Origin of the sequence: Pseudomonas sp. TNT2022 ID1044 (assembly GCF_028656895.1) — a bacterium.
Lineage (GTDB): Bacteria > Pseudomonadota > Gammaproteobacteria > Pseudomonadales > Pseudomonadaceae > Aquipseudomonas > Aquipseudomonas reinekei.
In genome coordinates, this window is record NZ_JAMDHB010000008.1 from 174,448 (window position 1) to 192,500 (window position 18,053).

Sequence of the window (18,053 nt, forward strand, 5' to 3'; positions counted from 1 at the left end):
AAGCCCTCGCAAAATTAGTGACGCTAAAATTAGAAGCGGTAGTGCGAGAAAGCTTTGTTAGCTTCAGCCATACGGTGCACGTCTTCACGCTTCTTAACTGCAGCACCTTTACCTTCGGCAGCGTCCAACAGTTCGCCAGCCAAACGCAGAGCCATAGACTTCTCGCCGCGCTTACGGGCGAAGTCTACCAACCAGCGCATTGCCAGAGCGTTACGACGGGACGGACGAACTTCAACCGGAACCTGGTAAGTAGCACCGCCTACACGGCGCGACTTTACTTCGACCAGCGGAGCGATGGCGTCGAGAGCTTTCTCGAAGATTTCCAGGGGGTCGCTGTTCTTGCGTTCTTTAACCTTTTCCAGCGCGCCATAAACGATACGCTCGGCAACGGCTTTCTTGCCGCTTTCCATCACGTGGTTCATGAACTTGGCCAGGATTTGGCTTCCGTATTTTGGATCGTCAAGCACTTCGCGCTTGGCTGCTACGCGTCTTCTTGGCATGGATAAGCCCTCAAACGGTCTTCAGGTTCGCTCGGAATCGGTGCCCTCTACGGGACGCCTCCGACCTTACTCTTATCGACTCAGAAAAATAGAAAATCAGTTTTACAAAAAGCCGCTACTACTTAGGCTTCTTGGTACCGTACTTCGAACGACCCTGGTTACGACCTTTAACGCCGGAAGTATCCAAAGAACCGCGAACGGTGTGGTAACGAACACCTGGCAAGTCTTTTACACGACCGCCGCGGATCAGTACCACGCTGTGCTCTTGCAGGTTGTGGCCTTCACCACCGATGTACGAGGAAACCTCGAAACCGTTGGTCAGACGCACACGGCATACTTTACGCAGTGCCGAGTTAGGTTTTTTCGGCGTAGTGGTATACACACGGGTGCACACGCCACGACGTTGCGGGCAGTTCTGCAGCGCAGGTACGTCGGATTTCTCGACGATACGCTTACGCGGCTGACGTACCAGCTGGTTGATAGTTGCCATCTACTAGCTCCACTGTTGTCTTGCGACGCTATTGTCTTGCAAGAAAAGCAAAATGGCAGGAACGAATCCCCGCCAAATTTAGGGGTACAAGAGTCTAAAGAGGATCTTGTCCCCAGTCAAGGCAAGGCCCCGACGTCTCCACCCATCGAACCTCGACAAATTGTCTTGATTCGATGAACGGAGCTGCCAGGGCCTTACGCTCATTTATCGCAGAACTCAGTTACCGCTAGAGTTCAGCGCTTCGGTCAGTGCAGCTTCCACTTCACTGGCGCTTACGCGCAACGGCTTGTCGGCATCACGACGACGCTTACGCTCGCTGTGATAAGCCAGGCCGGTACCAGCCGGGATCAGACGACCCACGACCACGTTTTCTTTCAGGCCGCGCAGGTAATCACGCTTGCCGGTTACCGCCGCTTCAGTCAGTACGCGAGTGGTTTCCTGGAAGGAAGCCGCCGAGATGAACGATTCGGTGGACAGCGATGCCTTGGTGATACCCAGCAGAACGCGAGTGAACTTGGAGACAAACTTGTCTTCAGTCGCCAGGCGCTCGTTCTCTACCAGAACGTGAGTCAATTCCATCTGGTCGCCCTTGATGAAACTGGAATCGCCGGATTCAGCAATTTCAACTTTACGCAGCATCTGACGCAGGATGGTCTCGATGTGCTTATCGTTGATCTTCACGCCTTGCAGACGGTAAACGTCCTGGATCTCGTTAACGATGTACTTGGCCAGCGCACTCACACCCAGCAGACGCAGGATGTCGTGTGGATCGCTCGGGCCGTCGGAGATAACTTCGCCGCGGTTTACCTGCTCGCCTTCGAACACGTTCAGGTGACGCCACTTCGGAATCAGCTCTTCATACGGATCGCTACCGTCGTTCGGAGTAATGACCAGACGGCGCTTGCCCTTGGTCTCTTTACCGAACGCGATGGTGCCGCTGACTTCAGCCAGAATCGACGCTTCTTTCGGACGACGAGCTTCGAACAAGTCGGCAACACGCGGCAGACCACCGGTGATGTCACGGGTCTTCGAAGTCTCTTGCGGGATACGAGCGATAACGTCACCGATCGCGATCTTCGCACCATCCGCTACACCGACCAAGGCGTTGGCTGGCAGGAAGTACTGAGCGATAACGTCAGTGCCTGGCAGCAACAGATCCTTGCCGTTGTCGTCGACCATCTTCACGGCAGGACGGATGTCCTTACCAGCCGCTGGACGGTCTTTGGCATCGAGTACTTCAATGTTGGTCATACCGGTCAATTCGTCAGTCTGACGCTTGATCGTGATGCCTTCTTCCATGCCCACGTAGGTCACGGTACCTTTCATTTCGGTAACGATTGGGTGAGTGTGCGGATCCCACTTGGCCACGATTGCGCCAGCGTCGACCTTGTCACCTTCTTTAACCGAAATCACAGCACCGTACGGCAGCTTGTAACGCTCACGCTCACGACCGAAGTCATCAGCGATGGCCAGCTCACCGGAACGGGACACAGCAACCAGGTGACCATCCACTCGCTCAACGTGCTTCAGGTTGTGCAGACGGACGGTACCGCCATTCTTCACCTGAACGCTGTCAGCAGCGGAGGTCCGGCTTGCAGCACCACCGATGTGGAACGTACGCATCGTCAGCTGGGTACCCGGCTCACCGATCGACTGTGCAGCGATTACGCCGACAGCTTCACCAATGTTCACCTGGTGACCACGAGCCAAGTCACGGCCGTAGCACTTGGCGCAAATGCCGTAGCGGGTTTCGCAGCTGATCGGCGAACGCACGATCACTTCGTCGATGCTGTTCAGCTCGATGAATTCAACCCACTTCTCGTCTACCAGCGTGCCGGCAGGAACGATAACGTCTTCGGTACCTGGCTTGAATACGTCACGGGCAATAACACGACCCAATACGCGCTCACCCAGCGGCTCTACAACGTCACCGCCTTCAATGTGCGGAGTCATCAGCAGACCGTGTTCGGTGCCGCAATCGATCTCGGTTACAACCAGATCTTGCGCAACGTCTACCAGACGACGAGTCAGGTAACCGGAGTTCGCAGTTTTCAACGCGGTATCCGCCAGACCCTTACGAGCACCGTGAGTCGAGATGAAGTACTGAAGTACGCTCAAACCTTCACGGAAGTTCGCAGTAATCGGCGTTTCAATGATGGAGCCGTCCGGCTTGGCCATCAGGCCACGCATACCGGCCAGCTGACGAATCTGTGCTGCGGAACCCCGCGCACCCGAGTCGGCCATCATGTACATCGAGTTGAAAGACTCTTGGTCGACTTCGACGCCATGACGGTCGATGACTTTCTCTTTCGAGAGGTTGGCCATCATTGCCTTGGAAACTTCGTCGTTCGCCTTGGACCAAAGGTCGATCACTTTGTTGTACTTCTCGCCCTGGGTAACCAGGCCGGAGGCGTACTGACTTTCGATTTCTTTCACTTCGTCGGTAGCAGCACCGATGATGCGGGCTTTTTCATCCGGGATAACGAAGTCGTTAACGCCGATGGAAACGCCGGAAATGGTCGAGTAGGCAAAACCGGTGTACATCAACTGGTCAGCGAAGATCACGGTCTCTTTCAGACCAACCACGCGGTAGCACTGGTTGATCAGCTTGGAGATCGCTTTTTTCTTCATCGGCAGGTTGACGACATCGTACGACAGACCTTTTGGCACAACCTGGAACAACAGCGCACGGCCGACAGTGGTGTCGACGATACGGGTGTTGGTCACGCTGCCGCCATCACGGTCGTTGACGGTTTCGTTGATCCGCACTTTGACTTTAGCGTGCAGTGCGGCTTCGCCGGCACGGAACACACGGTCAACTTCCTGGAGATCCGCGAACACACGACCTTCGCCTTTGGCGTTGATCGCTTCACGAGTCATGTAGTACAGACCCAATACAACGTCCTGCGACGGAACGATGATTGGCTCACCGTTGGCTGGCGACAGAATGTTGTTGGTCGACATCATCAACGCACGCGCTTCCAGCTGAGCTTCCAGCGTCAGCGGTACGTGCACGGCCATTTGGTCACCGTCGAAGTCGGCGTTGTACGCGGCGCAGACCAGAGGGTGCAGCTGGATAGCCTTACCTTCGATCAGTACCGGTTCAAACGCCTGGATACCCAGACGGTGAAGGGTCGGTGCACGGTTGAGAAGAACCGGGTGTTCGCGAATCACTTCAGCGAGAACGTCCCAAACTTCCGGCAGCTCGCGCTCAACCATCTTCTTGGCAGCTTTGATGGTGGTAGCGAGACCACGCATTTCCAGCTTGCCGAAAATGAACGGCTTGAACAGCTCGAGAGCCATTTTCTTCGGCAGACCGCACTGGTGCAGACGCAGGGTCGGACCTACGGTAATTACCGAACGACCGGAGTAGTCAACACGCTTACCGAGCAAGTTCTGACGGAAACGACCCTGCTTACCCTTGATCATGTCAGCCAGGGATTTCAGAGGACGCTTGTTCGAACCGGTGATAGCGCGACCGCGACGACCGTTGTCGAGCAGTGCGTCGACGGCTTCCTGCAACATACGCTTTTCGTTGCGCACGATGATGTCCGGCGCGGACAGATCCAGCAGGCGCTTCAAGCGGTTGTTACGGTTGATCACTCGACGATACAGATCGTTGAGGTCGGAAGTCGCGAAGCGACCGCCATCCAGCGGGACCAGTGGACGCAGATCTGGCGGCAGAACCGGCAGAACGGTCAGCACCATCCACTCTGGCAGGTTGCCGGAACCCTGGAAGGCTTCCATCAACTTCAGACGCTTGGACAGCTTCTTGATCTTGGTTTCGGAGTTGGTTTGCGGAATTTCTTCGCGCAGACGGCCAATCTCGTGCTCCAGGTCGATAGCGTGCAGCAGCTCGCGGACAGCTTCGGCACCCATGCGGGCATCGAAATCGTCGCCGAACTCTTCCAGCGCTTCGAAGTACTGCTCGTCGTTCAGCAGCTGACCTTTTTCAAGAGTGGTCATGCCTGGATCGATAACGACATAGCTCTCGAAGTAGAGAACGCGCTCGATATCACGCAGGGTCATGTCCATCAGCAAGCCGATACGGGACGGCAGCGATTTCAGGAACCAGATGTGGGCAACAGGCGAGGCCAGTTCGATGTGCGCCATGCGCTCACGACGAACTTTTGCCAGCGCGACTTCAACACCGCACTTCTCGCAGATCACGCCACGATGCTTCAAGCGCTTGTACTTACCGCACAGGCACTCGTAATCCTTTACCGGGCCAAAGATCTTGGCGCAGAACAGGCCGTCACGCTCAGGTTTGAACGTACGGTAGTTAATGGTTTCCGGCTTTTTAACTTCACCGAACGACCACGAACGGATCATCTCAGGCGATGCCAATCCGATACGGATGGCGTCGAACTCTTCGACTTGACCCTGGTTTTTCAGCAAATTCAGTAGGTCTTTCAAGGCCTTTCCTCCTGGCGGAGCAGAGAGCGGGCAATCCTGCCCCGCTCTCGATTCGCGTCACGTGTTATTCGGTTTCCAGATCGATATCGATGCCGAGGGAACGAATTTCCTTGATCAACACGTTGAAGGACTCGGGCATGCCCGGCTCCATACGGTGATCGCCATCCACGATGTTTTTGTACATCTTGGTACGGCCGTTCACATCGTCCGACTTCACTGTGAGCATTTCTTGCAGAGTGTAAGCGGCACCGTATGCTTCCAGTGCCCAGACCTCCATCTCCCCGAAACGCTGACCACCGAACTGCGCCTTACCACCCAGCGGCTGCTGGGTAACCAGGCTGTACGAACCGGTAGAACGAGCGTGCATCTTGTCGTCTACCAAGTGGTTCAGCTTCAGCATGTACATGTAGCCAACGGTAACCGGGCGCTCGAACTTGTTGCCGGTACGGCCGTCGGTCAGCTGCATCTGGCCGCTTTCTGGCAGGTCTGCCAGTTTCAGCATGGCCTTGATTTCGCTTTCCTTGGCGCCGTCGAACACTGGAGTGGCCATAGGAACGCCGCCACGCAGGTTTTGAGCCAGATCCAGAATTTCCTGATCCGAGAAGTCATCGAGGCTTTCCTGACGACCGCCGATCTCGTTATAGATCTCGTGCAGGAATTTACGCAGCTCGGCGACTTTGCGCTGCTCTTCAACCATGCGGTTGATCTTCTCGCCCAGACCTTTGGCCGCGAGGCCCAGGTGGGTTTCGAGGATCTGACCAACGTTCATACGCGAAGGTACGCCCAACGGGTTGAGAACGACGTCGACCGGGGTGCCATTGGCATCGTGCGGCATGTCTTCAACCGGCATGATCACGGAGACCACACCCTTGTTACCGTGACGACCGGCCATTTTGTCGCCCGGCTGGATGCGGCGACGGATTGCCAGGTAGACCTTGACGATCTTCAGCACGCCTGGAGCCAGGTCATCGCCCTGCTGCAGTTTGCGCTTCTTGTCTTCGAACTTGTCGTCCAGCAGACGGCGACGATCAACGATGTAGGCCTGAGCCTTCTCGAGTTGCTCGTTCAGAGCATCTTCAGCCATGCGCAGTTTGAACCACTGGCCGTGCTCAAGACCGTCGAGTACTTCGTCGGTGATGTCCTGACCCTTCTTCAGACCGGCGCCGCCTTCGGCTTTGTGGCCGACCAGAGCGGAACGCAGACGTTCGAAAGTAGCACCTTCAACGATACGGAACTCTTCGTTCAAGTCCTTGCGGATCTCGTCGAGCTGAGACTTCTCGATCGACAGTGCACGAGCATCACGCTCAACGCCGTCACGGGTGAAGACCTGTACGTCGATGACAGTACCTTTGGTACCGGTAGGTACGCGCAGGGAGGTGTCTTTAACGTCGCTGGCTTTCTCACCAAAGATCGCACGCAGCAGTTTTTCTTCCGGAGTCAGCTGGGTCTCGCCTTTCGGAGTGACCTTACCAACCAGGATGTCGCCTGCGCCTACTTCAGCACCCACGTAAACGATACCGGCTTCGTCCAGCTTGTTCAGTGCAGCTTCACCCACGTTCGGGATGTCTGCAGTGATTTCCTCTGGGCCAAGCTTGGTGTCACGGGCCACACAGGTCAGTTCCTGAATGTGGATCGTGGTGAAACGGTCTTCTTGAACAACGCGCTCCGACAGGCAGATGGAGTCTTCGAAGTTGAAGCCGTTCCATGCCATGAAGGCGATGCGCATGTTCTGACCCAGCGCCAGTTCACCCATGTCGGTGGACGGGCCGTCGGCCATGATGTCGCTACGCTGAACCCGATCACCTTTACGCACCAGCGGACGCTGGTTGATGCAGGTGTTCTGGTTGGAGCGGGTGTATTTGGTCAGGTTGTAGATGTCGACACCAGCTTCACCGGTTTCAACTTCATCATCAGCAACACGAACCACGATACGGCTGGCGTCGACAGAGTCGATCACGCCGCCACGACGAGCCACGACGCAAACGCCGGAGTCACGGGCTACGTTACGCTCCATGCCGGTACCTACCAGCGGCTTGTCTGCACGCAGGGTTGGTACAGCTTGACGCTGCATGTTCGAACCCATCAACGCACGGTTGGCGTCGTCGTGCTCGAGGAACGGAATCAGCGACGCGGCGACCGACACTACCTGCTTCGGCGAAACGTCCATCAAGGTGACGTCTTCCGGCGCCTTGACGGTGAATTCGTTCAAGTGACGAACAGCTACCAGCTCGTCGATCAGGACTTTCTTGTCGTTCATCGTGGCCGAAGCCTGAGCGATCACGTGATCTGCTTCTTCGATAGCGGACAGGAATACGATCTCGTCGGTGACCAGAGCGTCTTTCACCACACGGTACGGGCTCTCGAGGAAGCCGTACTGGTTGGTGCGCGCATAGGCGGCCAGGGAGTTGATCAGACCGATGTTCGGACCTTCCGGCGTTTCAATCGGGCATACACGACCGTAGTGAGTCGGGTGTACGTCACGAACTTCAAAGCCAGCACGCTCGCGAGTCAGACCGCCAGGGCCGAGTGCAGAGACACGACGCTTGTGGGTGATCTCGGACAGCGGGTTGTTCTGGTCCATGAACTGGGACAGCTGGCTGGAACCGAAGAACTCTTTCACCGCCGCAGCCACTGGCTTGGCGTTGATCAGGTCTTGCGGCATCAGGCCTTCGCTTTCAGCCATCGACAGACGCTCTTTGACCGCACGCTCAACACGCACCAGGCCAACGCGGAACTGGTTCTCGGCCATTTCGCCTACGCAGCGAACACGACGGTTACCCAGGTGGTCGATGTCATCGACGATGCCTTTACCGTTACGGATGTCGACCAGAGTCTTCAATACCGCGACGATATCTTCCTTGCACAGCACGCCCGAACCTTCGATCTCGGTACGACCGATACGACGGTTGAACTTCATCCGGCCGACCGCAGACAGGTCATAGCGCTCAGGGCTGAAGAACAGGTTGTTGAACAGGGTTTCGGCAGCGTCTTTGGTTGGCGGCTCGCCAGGACGCATCATGCGATAGATCTCGACCAGCGCTTCCAGTTGGTTGCTGGTGGAGTCAATCTTCAGCGTGTCGGAGACGAACGGCCCGCAGTCGATGTCGTTGGTGTACAGAGTTTCGATTCGAACAACGCCGGCCTTGGCGATTTTCGCCAGGATCTCGGTGTTCAGCTCGGTGTTGCACTCTGCCAGGATTTCGCCGGTTGCCGGATGCACGATGACCTTGGCGGTAGTGCGACCCAGGACGTAGTCCAGTGGCACTTCCAGCTCTTTGATCCCGGCTTTTTCCAGCTGGTTGATGTGGCGAGCGGTGATACGACGACCTTGCTCGACAATAACCTTGCCTTTGTCGTCCTGGATATCCAGAACAGCGATTTCACCACGCAGACGCTGAGGCACCAGCTCCAGGCTCAGGTTCTCGCCCTTCACATGGAAAACGTTGGTGGTGTAGAACGCGTCCAGCACTTCCTCGGTGGTATAGCCGAGCGCGCGCAGCAGTACCGATGCAGGAAGCTTGCGACGACGGTCGATACGCACGAACACGCAGTCTTTCGGGTCGAACTCGAAGTCCAGCCACGAACCGCGGTAAGGAATGATGCGCGCGGAGTACAACAGTTTACCGGAGCTGTGCGTCTTGCCACGGTCGTGGTCAAAGAACACGCCCGGGGAACGGTGCAGCTGGGAAACGATTACACGCTCGGTACCGTTGATTACGAAGGTACCGTTCTCAGTCATCAGGGGGATTTCACCCATGTAGACTTCTTGCTCTTTGATGTCCTTGATCGCTTTGTTCGACGATTCTTTGTCGAAAATGATCAGGCGCACTTTTACCCGCAAAGGTACGGCGTAAGTTACACCGCGCAATACGCATTCTTTGACATCAAATGCCGGTTCGCCCAGACGATATCCGACGTACTCCAGCGCAGCATTGCCGGAGTAGCTGATGATCGGGAAAACGGATTTGAAGGCCGCATGCAGGCCCACGTCGCGGAACTGATCTTTAGTCGCTCCCGCTTGCAAGAATTCACGATACGAATCCAGCTGGATGGCCAGGAGGTACGGCACATCCATGACGTCCGGCAACTTGCTAAAGTCCTTGCGGATACGTTTTTTCTCAGTATATGAGTAAGCCATCAGCGTTCCCCAGCTTGGTCACCTGCTTGTTTGGCCCCTCCCGACGGGAGCAGCCAGAAAATCGTGCAAACCCCATGGTTTGCGCCACCGCATCGGGTGGTTACAGCACGTTATCGGCACCGACCCAGTCGGCTGCCAATAACGGAAAAAGGCCGGTGGCAAGAGCCACCAGCCATCAGCCTGTCGCTTATCGCTCGGGCTGGAGGAGCAAAGTCGATGCTTACTTCAGCTCGACTTTAGCGCCTGCTTCTTCCAGAGCTGCTTTGGCTTTGTCAGCTGCGTCTTTGGCAACAGCTTCCAGAACCATGGCAGGAGCGCCGTCAACTACAGCCTTGGCTTCTTTCAGGCCCAGACCGGTCAGTTCACGTACTGCCTTGATCACGTTAACTTTCTTCTCGCCAGCTTCGGTCAGCATGACGTTGAATTCAGTTTGCTCTTCAACAACGGCGGCAGCAGCAGCTGGACCAGCCGATGCAGCAGCAGCGGTAACGCCGAATTTTTCTTCGAAAGCTTTGATCAGCTCAACAACTTCCATTACGGACATGTTGCCAACTGCTTCAAGGATATCGTTCTGAGAGATAGACATGAATCTAATTCCTGATATTGGGGACGGCCTACGCGACCATCGAAAAAAACAAAAAACGCGAGAAGTTGACGAGCCTTAGGCTGCAGCAGCTTCTTTCTGGTCGCGAATTGCCGCCAGGGTACGAGCCAATTTGCTGGTAGCGCCTTGAATCACGCTCATCAGCTGAGAAATTGCTTCGTCACGGGTCGGCAGAGTTGCCAGTACGTCGATTTGGTTAGCTGCGAGGAACTTGCCCTCGAACGCAGCTGCCTTGATCTCGAACTTGTCCTGACCCTTTGCGAACTCTTTGAAGATCCGGGCAGCAGCGCCTGGATGTTCTTTGGAGAATGCAATCAGGGTAGGGCCAGTGAACACGTCATTGAGGACACTGAATTCAGTGTCAGCAACAGCGCGCTTGAGCAGGGTGTTACGTACAACACGTACGTAAACGCCAGCTTCACGAGCCTCTTTACGGAGTCCGGTCATCGCGCCTACTGTTACGCCACGGGCATCAGCCACGACAGCGGACAGAGCGACTTTGGCAGCCTCGTTGACTTCAGCGACGATGGCCTTCTTGTCTTCGAGTTTAATTGCCACGGGTTTAACTCCTGCTTGTTACCGTTTCATCTGGTCGAAACCGGATGTCGTTTTGGTGTCTGATTCGGTAAGGAACCGGGAGCACCATCTGCGTAGGCTTGTGGTTTAAGACTTGCGTCGCCTACGGTCTTGGATAGCCCCCGCCAGGCAGGGACCCCAATTTTTCAATTGACGCAATCACTTGCGCCAATCTTTGTCTTAAGCGTCGAGCGAGCTTTGGTCGATGACCAGACCTGGGCCCATAGTGGTGCTCAGGGTAACGCGCTTGACGTAGATACCTTTCGAGGAAGCTGGCTTGATACGCTTCAGATCAGCGATCAGGGCTTCAACGTTTTCCTTCAGCTTGACAGCATCGAAGCCGATCTTGCCAACGGAAGTGTGGATGATGCCGTTTTTGTCGGTGCGATAACGAACCTGACCAGCCTTGGCGTTTTTAACCGCGGTAGCTACGTCTGGAGTTACGGTGCCGACTTTAGGGTTAGGCATCAGACCACGTGGACCGAGGATCTGACCCAACTGACCCACAACGCGCATTGCATCCGGGGATGCGATAACTACGTCATAGTTCAGGTCGCCGCCTTTCATTTCGGCAGCCAGGTCGTCCATACCTACACGGTCAGCGCCGGCAGCCAGAGCGGCCTCAGCAGCTGGACCCTGGGTGAACACAGCAACGCGAACGGTCTTGCCAGTGCCGTGTGGCAGCACAGTTGCGCTACGAACGACCTGGTCGGATTTACGCGGGTCAACGCCCAGGTTAACAGCTACGTCGAACGACTCGCTGAACTTGACAGTCGACAGCTCAGCCAGCAGGGCAGCAGCGTCTACAAAGTTGTAGGACTTGCCTGCTTCGATTTTGCCGGCGATAGCCTTTTGACGCTTGGTCAGCTTAGCCATTACACACCCTCCACGTTAAGGCCCATGCTACGAGCAGAACCGGCGATGGTACGCACGGCTGCTTCCATATCAGCTGCAGTCAGATCCGCGTTTTTGGTTTTCGCGATTTCTTCCAGCTGAGCACGAGTTACAGTGCCAACCTTAACGGTGTTCGGACGAGCGGAACCGCTGGTCAGACCGGCCGCCTTCTTCAGCAGAACCGAAGCAGGGGTGGATTTGGTTTCGAACGTGAAGCTACGGTCGCTGTAGACAGTGATGATCACTGGAGTCGGCAGACCTGGCTCAAGACCCTGAGTACGGGCGTTGAAAGCCTTGCAGAATTCCATGATGTTCACGCCGTGCTGACCCAGAGCAGGACCAACAGGTGGGCTTGGGTTAGCCTGAGCGGCCTTCACTTGCAGCTTGATGTAAGCGGTAATCTTCTTGGCCATGAGGCACTCCAATTACGGGTTCAAACGCCTCGAAAGGCTCCCCGGTTACTTGCGCGTTTATCCCAGTGACGACAAAACCCCACAGCCTAAGGCTGCGGGGTTGGGATGCTTGCTCAGTTAGACCTTTTCGACCTGACTGAACTCCAACTCTACCGGGGTAGAGCGTCCGAAAATGAGCACTGCGACCTGGATCCGGCTCTTCTCGTAGTTAACCTCTTCGACCGTGCCGGTGAAATCGGCAAACGGACCGTCGTTAACGCGGACCGACTCGCCCGGCTCGAACAACGTCTTCGGCTTAGGCTTATCGCTACCGTCAGCGACGCGACGCAGAATCGCTTCTGCCTCTTTATCAGTAATCGGTGCCGGCTTATCAGCTGTACCGCCGATAAAACCCATCACCCGAGGAGTATCCTTGACCAAGTGCCAAGTACCCTCATTCATATCCATCTGGACCAGCACATAGCCAGGGAAGAACTTACGCTCGCTCTTGCGCTTCTGGCCATTGCGCATCTCGACCACTTCTTCAGTGGGAACCAGAATCTCGCCGAAGCCATCTTCCATGCCAGCCAGCTTTACACGCTCGATCAACGAACGCATGACATGCTTCTCGTAACCCGAGTAAGCATGCACAACATACCAACGCTTAGCCACGGGACACCCTTAGCCGACAATCAAGGAGACAAGCCAACCGAGCAGGGAATCAAGCCCCCACAACAGCAACGCCATAACCAGGACAACAGCCACAACGATCAACGTGGTCTGCGTGGTTTCTTGGCGAGTTGGCCATACGACTTTACGAATCTCGGTGCGCGCTTCCTTAACCAGTACGAAGAAAGACTTGCCCTTAACTGTCTGCAGGCCTACAAAGGCAGCTACAGCAGCAATCACAAGCAATGCGAGTACGCGGTACAGGATCGGCGAAGCAGAGTAATACTGATTACCAACAACGCCAACAACCACCAAAGCGACTACCACTAGCCACTTGAGCAGATCGAAGCGAGAGCCTTGAGCTTCAGCTTTAGGAGTCATCTATGAAGATCCTGTGAAAAGAAAGCCAGATACACCGAGTGAATCTGGCAGGTCAGGAGGGAATCGAACCCCCAACCTACGGTTTTGGAGACCGTCGCTCTGCCAATTGAGCTACTGACCTAAAACAAAATCAGGCCGACCATTATGCCGGCCCGAAAAAGACTTTACAACATTTAACTCTGAGACCCAGGCACGGCACCAACACCAGCAAGCGAAACATCCAACCCTGCGGCGCGACCGACTACAACCCCAGCCCTTAAAACAAAGGCAGATATTTTCATATCTGCCTTGTTATATGGAGCTCTTGAGCGGATTTGAACCGCTGACCTCACCCTTACCAAGGGTGTGCTCTACCAACTGAGCTACAAGAGCGAAACACTGTGCAAAACCTGTAAACTTGGAGCGGGTAGCGGGAATCGAACCCGCATCATCAGCTTGGAAGGCTGAGGTTCTACCACTAAACTATACCCGCGAGGCTTACAGCTCTCGCTAAAAATGGTGGAGGGGGAAGGATTCGAACCTTCGAAGTCGTAGACGTCAGATTTACAGTCTGATCCCTTTGGCCGCTCGGGAACCCCTCCTAAGCGAGCCGACATTCTACATCATGCCAGCCTTCTGTCAAGCATTTTTCTCATTAAAAACCTGAGCTTAGCTGCGTTGACCTCGCTTCACTTCGCTCACCGTTTCCGGTGTTCGCTGTGGAGCGGGCGCCATTCTATGCAAACTATTCGAAGGGTGCAACCCCCTCACAAGGCATTATTTTATGTTTTAACTCATTGAATTCTTTAGAAAGGTTTATCAGTTGCAGATCATCCAGCCAGCGCCGGCTTTCAGGGGCTACGCGCAGCCAATAGCCAGCGGATTCAGAGCTGCCCCGAGGCAACGCCTGGAACTTCACTTCCATGCCTGTCAGTCTTCGCTCAAGCCCCTGAACAACATCCTGACGCGCAAAGCCACCCACATAAAGACAGCCAGGATCGACCTGGACGAGTTTCTCTTTATCTTTAGGCACCTCGGTCTCGCTCAACAGCCGGATATCCTGCTGCGACCCTCGATACAAGCTCAAAGGCGTTACATCCTTCGCGCGCAGCGGAGCCTCTTGTTGATGCCATATGTAATAAAACACATTGAGAACAAGCAGCAGCAGAAACAACCAACGCATAAGAACCTCAGGCCAAAGGGCACGCCATAGCCAAACCGACAAATACGAGATCAGGGACTACCTTGGCTTCAGGCACCATCTCGGAGACCAGGGCTGCGTCACCACCCGTAAGGAAAACCGTGAAGCCCTCCCCCCAATGATCCCGCGCCAATTCAAGCTGCGTCAGCACGAAACCCCGAAGCATCAGCAGACAACCCCGCTCGACAGCCTCAACTGTAGTGCGGCCTGGATCGAGACTTTCCAGAGCACGCTCAGCCGCAAGATCCCCGTAACGAATCTTGCGAGTATGCGTGCGAAGCTGATTACGCATTAATGGCATACCGGGACATATGAACCCACCGAGATGCCCACCATCCGCAGCGACGAAGTCGGCAGTGACAGCGGTCCCGAAATCCAATACGAGGCACGCACCACCCGCCAAATGGAATCCACCGAGCAGGGCTAGCCAACGGTCGAGCCCCAGCTTCTCGAATTCTTCATATCCGTTTCGCACGCCGGACATCTCTCGTGCAGGCGACGCACTAACGACCGATACATCGAAGGACTTCTTCAGCAGAGAGATCAATAACCCGGTCTCCTCCGGCGTCCTCACACTGACCAGTCGGCAGTACTTGAGCGCCAACCCGCTGAGCTGTTTCAAGTCCGCGAGCAAGGCAAGATCCGAATCCACGACCCCACCACCTAGCGCAACCCGGGCATTCGATTCGAGCACACGCCATTTGATGAAACTATTTCCGCAGTCGAGCTCAAGAATCATTGCGCAACCTCAGGCTTAGCTCGCCACCACTAAAGACTTTTTCCACGCCATCCACCTTCAATCGCAGGGCACCTTGACTATCAATACCCAGTACCTCGCCATCTATTTGATTTACACCCGCAATCAATGACACAGCGCGCCCCTGCCACAAGTGATTTTGCTCCCACTCAGCCTGAATAGCAGAAAAGCTGGCGGCCTGATGACGAGCGAGATACCTCTGCAGCATCTCTCCGAGTGTCGCTACCAGCTGATTACGATCAAACATCCTCCCGGACTCCAGGCGCATGGATGTCCACTGCTGATCAACTTCGTCGGTCATCTGCATGTTTACATTAATCCCAACACCCAGAACCACATGACAGACGTCTGCTGGATCTCCCACCAGCTCAAGCAGAATTCCGGCAATCTTCTTTTGACCTACCAGGACATCGTTCGGCCACTTCAAACCCACCTCGGAAATCCCAAGCTCACGCAACGCCTGCATGACAGCGAGCCCCACGACAAGACTCAGCCCCTCCAGTTGACGCATCCCACCGTCGATACGCAATACCAGACTGAAGTAAAGGTTCTCGGCAAACGGACTGACCCACTTTCGCCCTCGGCGCCCCCGCCCCGCCGTCTGCCGCTCGGCGAGCACCAGAAAAGGCGCTATCTGGAGACGATCAATCGCTCGAAGAGCCTCAGCGTTAGTCGAATCAATAGAGTCGAAAACCAGAACAGGCCATTGCCAAGAAGGAGAAAGCCTCGATATCTCGGCGGGATCAAGTAGCGTCAATGGAGCCGCCAATTGATAACCACGCCCGCGAATTTTATGAATGGACAACCCCAGGTCAGCCTCCAAATGCTGAAGCTGCTTCCACACAGCGCTACGACTAACGCCCAGGGCAGCACCAAGTGCTTGACCCGAATGGAATCGTCCATCTTTAAGAAGCTTTAACAACGTCAGCATGCAAGTCCCGCCTCACAATGAGGCCCGCATGATAGCCACGCTCCGAGCAATTGCATAGAAATCGAGGAAGACAGATTTTCCTGCGGGCAAAACAAAACCCCAACTGCTTTCGCAATTGGGGTTTCGGAATTTAATCTTGACGATGACCTACTCTCACATGGGGAAACCCCACACTACCATCGGCGATGCATCGTTTCACTGCTGAGTTCGGGATGGGATCAGGTGGTTCCAATGCTCTATGGTCGTCAAGAAATTCGGTGTGCCGACTCGTCTTTCGACGCTTCAGCAAATTGGGTATGTGACAGCCAGGTGTTTTGCAAGATCGAACTTTCGGTTCTTTCGTCTTCACACACCGCAATCTGGTCTCTTCGTTTCTTCAACTAGGAGTATCAAATTGCTTGGGTGTTATATGGTCAAGCCTCACGGGCAATTAGTATTGGTTAGCTCAACGCCTCACAGCGCTTACACACCCAACCTATCAACGTCGTAGTCTTCGACGGCCCTTCAGGGGACTCAAGGTCCCAGTGAGATCTCATCTTGAGGCTAGTTTCCCGCTTAGATGCTTTCAGCGGTTATCTATTCCGAACATAGCTACCCGGCAATGCCACTGGCGTGACAACCGGAACACCAGAGGTTCGTCCACTCCGGTCCTCTCGTACTAGGAGCAGCCCCTCTCAAATCTCAAACGTCCACGGCAGATAGGGACCGAACTGTCTCACGACGTTCTAAACCCAGCTCGCGTACCACTTTAAATGGCGAACAGCCATACCCTTGGGACCGGCTTCAGCCCCAGGATGTGATGAGCCGACATCGAGGTGCCAAACACCGCCGTCGATATGAACTCTTGGGCGGTATCAGCCTGTTATCCCCGGAGTACCTTTTATCCGTTGAGCGATGGCCCTTCCATACAGAACCACCGGATCACTAAGACCTACTTTCGTACCTGCTCGACGTGTCTGTCTCGCAGTCAAGCGCGCTTTTGCCTTTATACTCTACGACCGATTTCCGACCGGTCTGAGCGCACCTTCGTACTCCTCCGTTACTCTTTAGGAGGAGACCGCCCCAGTCAAACTACCCACCATACACTGTCCTCGATCCGGATAACGGACCTGAGTTAGAACCTCAAAGTTGCCAGGGTGGTATTTCAAGGATGGCTCCACGCGAACTGGCGTCCACGCTTCAAAGCCTCCCACCTATCCTACACAAGCAAATTCAAAGTCCAGTGCAAAGCTATAGTAAAGGTTCACGGGGTCTTTCCGTCTAGCCGCGGATACACTGCATCTTCACAGCGATTTCAATTTCACTGAGTCTCGGGTGGAGACAGCGCCGCCATCGTTACGCCATTCGTGCAGGTCGGAACTTACCCGACAAGGAATTTCGCTACCTTAGGACCGTTATAGTTACGGCCGCCGTTTACCGGGGCTTCGATCAAGAGCTTCGCGTTAGCTAACCCCATCAATTAACCTTCCGGCACCGGGCAGGCGTCACACCCTATACGTCCACTTTCGTGTTTGCAGAGTGCTGTGTTTTTAATAAACAGTCGCAGCGGCCTGGTATCTTCGACCGGCGTGGGCTTACGGAGCAAGTCCTTCACCCTCACCGGCGCACCTTCTCCCGAAGTTACGGTGCCATTTTGCCTAGTTCCTTCACCCGAGTTCTCTCAAGCGCCTTGGTATTCTCTACCCAACCACCTGTGTCGGTTTGGGGTACGGTTCCTGGTTACCTGAAGCTTAGAAGCTTTTCTTGGAAGCATGGCATCAACCACTTCGTGTTCTAAAAGAACACTCGTCATCAGCTCTCGGCCTTAGAATCCCGGATTTACCTAAGATTCCAGCCTACCACCTTAAACTTGGACAACCAACGCCAAGCTGGCCTAGCCTTCTCCGTCCCTCCATCGCAATAACCAGAAGTACAGGAATATTAACCTGTTTTCCATCGACTACGCTTTTCAGCCTCGCCTTAGGGACCGACTAACCCTGCGTCGATTAACGTTGCGCAGGAAACCTTGGTCTTTCGGCGTGGGTGTTTTTCACACCCATTGTCGTTACTCATGTCAGCATTCGCACTTCTGATACCTCCAGCAAGCTTCTCAACTCACCTTCACAGGCTTACAGAACGCTCCTCT

The 18,053-nt window shown here is 55.0% G+C and carries 13 protein-coding genes, 4 tRNA genes and 2 rRNA genes (1 of these 19 running past the window's edge); all 19 read right to left on the minus strand.

The annotated features are described in order from the left end of the window. Window positions 1–29: 29 nt before the first annotated feature. Window positions 30–500, minus strand: coding sequence for a 30S ribosomal protein S7 (gene rpsG, locus M5G20_RS12740; protein ID WP_002555493.1), 471 nt, complete (start codon window positions 498–500; stop codon window positions 30–32). 118 nt (window positions 501–618) lie between these two features. After that, the gene (gene rpsL, locus M5G20_RS12745) at window positions 619–990 is read right to left on the minus strand and encodes a 30S ribosomal protein S12 (RefSeq protein WP_002555494.1); all 372 of its coding nucleotides are present in this window, start codon (window positions 988–990) and stop codon (window positions 619–621) included. Window positions 991–1,206: 216 nt separating this feature from the next. Further along, a complete protein-coding gene (gene rpoC / locus M5G20_RS12750) occupies window positions 1,207–5,406 on the minus strand; it encodes a DNA-directed RNA polymerase subunit beta' (RefSeq protein WP_007970416.1) in 4,200 nt (1,399 codons plus the stop codon). Window positions 5,407–5,470: 64 nt separating this feature from the next. Next, window positions 5,471–9,544: a DNA-directed RNA polymerase subunit beta gene (gene rpoB / locus M5G20_RS12755; protein WP_056855886.1), complete on the minus strand. Its 4,074-nt coding sequence runs from the start codon at window positions 9,542–9,544 to the stop codon at window positions 5,471–5,473. Window positions 9,545–9,764: 220 nt separating this feature from the next. Next, the gene (gene rplL / locus M5G20_RS12760; RefSeq protein WP_056855887.1) at window positions 9,765–10,130 is read right to left on the minus strand and encodes a 50S ribosomal protein L7/L12; all 366 of its coding nucleotides are present in this window, start codon (window positions 10,128–10,130) and stop codon (window positions 9,765–9,767) included. Between the two features lie 75 nt (window positions 10,131–10,205). Beyond that, entirely contained in the window at window positions 10,206–10,706 is a 501-nt protein-coding gene (gene rplJ, locus M5G20_RS12765; protein WP_007970413.1) for a 50S ribosomal protein L10, read from the minus strand. 198 nt (window positions 10,707–10,904) lie between these two features. Further along, window positions 10,905–11,600: a 50S ribosomal protein L1 gene (rplA, locus tag M5G20_RS12770; protein WP_008041297.1), complete on the minus strand. Its 696-nt coding sequence runs from the start codon at window positions 11,598–11,600 to the stop codon at window positions 10,905–10,907. Continuing rightward, window positions 11,600–12,031: a 50S ribosomal protein L11 gene (gene rplK / locus M5G20_RS12775; protein WP_007933726.1), complete on the minus strand. Its 432-nt coding sequence runs from the start codon at window positions 12,029–12,031 to the stop codon at window positions 11,600–11,602. The genes rplA and rplK overlap by 1 nt, the downstream gene beginning before the upstream one ends. Before the next feature lie 117 nt (window positions 12,032–12,148). After that, entirely contained in the window at window positions 12,149–12,682 is a 534-nt protein-coding gene (nusG, locus tag M5G20_RS12780) for a transcription termination/antitermination protein NusG (RefSeq protein WP_007933727.1), read from the minus strand. 9 nt (window positions 12,683–12,691) lie between these two features. Next, window positions 12,692–13,060 (minus strand): preprotein translocase subunit SecE, encoded by a 369-nt coding sequence (secE, locus tag M5G20_RS12785; protein ID WP_007896620.1) that lies wholly within the window; start codon window positions 13,058–13,060, stop codon window positions 12,692–12,694. A 45-nt stretch (window positions 13,061–13,105) separates the two neighbouring features. Then, a tRNA-Trp gene (locus M5G20_RS12790) sits at window positions 13,106–13,181 on the minus strand. A gap of 175 nt (window positions 13,182–13,356) precedes the next feature. Then, window positions 13,357–13,432 (minus strand) — tRNA-Thr (locus tag M5G20_RS12795). A gap of 26 nt (window positions 13,433–13,458) precedes the next feature. Then, a tRNA-Gly gene (locus tag M5G20_RS12800) sits at window positions 13,459–13,532 on the minus strand. A gap of 24 nt (window positions 13,533–13,556) precedes the next feature. Beyond that, window positions 13,557–13,641, minus strand: a tRNA-Tyr gene (locus tag M5G20_RS12805). Between the two features lie 143 nt (window positions 13,642–13,784). Beyond that, window positions 13,785–14,222, minus strand: coding sequence for a hypothetical protein (locus tag M5G20_RS12810; RefSeq protein ID WP_273919370.1), 438 nt, complete (start codon window positions 14,220–14,222; stop codon window positions 13,785–13,787). A 7-nt stretch (window positions 14,223–14,229) separates the two neighbouring features. After that, the gene (locus M5G20_RS12815) at window positions 14,230–14,979 is read right to left on the minus strand and encodes a pantothenate kinase (protein WP_273919371.1); all 750 of its coding nucleotides are present in this window, start codon (window positions 14,977–14,979) and stop codon (window positions 14,230–14,232) included. Beyond that, entirely contained in the window at window positions 14,969–15,928 is a 960-nt protein-coding gene (birA, locus tag M5G20_RS12820) for a bifunctional biotin--[acetyl-CoA-carboxylase] ligase/biotin operon repressor BirA (protein ID WP_273919372.1), read from the minus strand. The genes M5G20_RS12815 and birA overlap by 11 nt, the downstream gene beginning before the upstream one ends. A gap of 134 nt (window positions 15,929–16,062) precedes the next feature. Further along, window positions 16,063–16,178: ribosomal RNA gene (gene rrf / locus M5G20_RS12825) — 5S ribosomal RNA — on the minus strand. Between the two features lie 159 nt (window positions 16,179–16,337). Next, window positions 16,338–18,053, minus strand: a 23S ribosomal RNA gene (locus M5G20_RS12830) (it continues 1,176 nt past the right edge of the window).

Excerpts from the sequence above, each read along its gene's own strand:
- rpsG (WP_002555493.1), bottom strand. The coding sequence starts at position 500 with ATGCCAAGAAGACGCGTAGCAGCCAAGCGCGAAGTGCTTGACGATCCA.
- rpsL (WP_002555494.1), bottom strand. The coding sequence starts at position 990 with ATGGCAACTATCAACCAGCTGGTACGTCAGCCGCGTAAGCGTATCGTC.
- rpoB (WP_056855886.1), bottom strand. The coding sequence starts at position 9,544 with ATGGCTTACTCATATACTGAGAAAAAACGTATCCGCAAGGACTTTAGC.
- rplL (WP_056855887.1), bottom strand. The coding sequence starts at position 10,130 with ATGTCTATCTCTCAGAACGATATCCTTGAAGCAGTTGGCAACATGTCC.
- rplA (WP_008041297.1), bottom strand. The coding sequence starts at position 11,600 with ATGGCTAAGCTGACCAAGCGTCAAAAGGCTATCGCCGGCAAAATCGAA.
- rplK (WP_007933726.1), bottom strand. The coding sequence starts at position 12,031 with ATGGCCAAGAAGATTACCGCTTACATCAAGCTGCAAGTGAAGGCCGCT.
- secE (WP_007896620.1), bottom strand. The coding sequence starts at position 13,060 with ATGACTCCTAAAGCTGAAGCTCAAGGCTCTCGCTTCGATCTGCTCAAG.
- M5G20_RS12810 (WP_273919370.1), bottom strand. The coding sequence starts at position 14,222 with ATGCGTTGGTTGTTTCTGCTGCTGCTTGTTCTCAATGTGTTTTATTAC.
- M5G20_RS12815 (WP_273919371.1), bottom strand. The coding sequence starts at position 14,979 with ATGATTCTTGAGCTCGACTGCGGAAATAGTTTCATCAAATGGCGTGTG.
- birA (WP_273919372.1), bottom strand. The coding sequence starts at position 15,928 with ATGCTGACGTTGTTAAAGCTTCTTAAAGATGGACGATTCCATTCGGGT.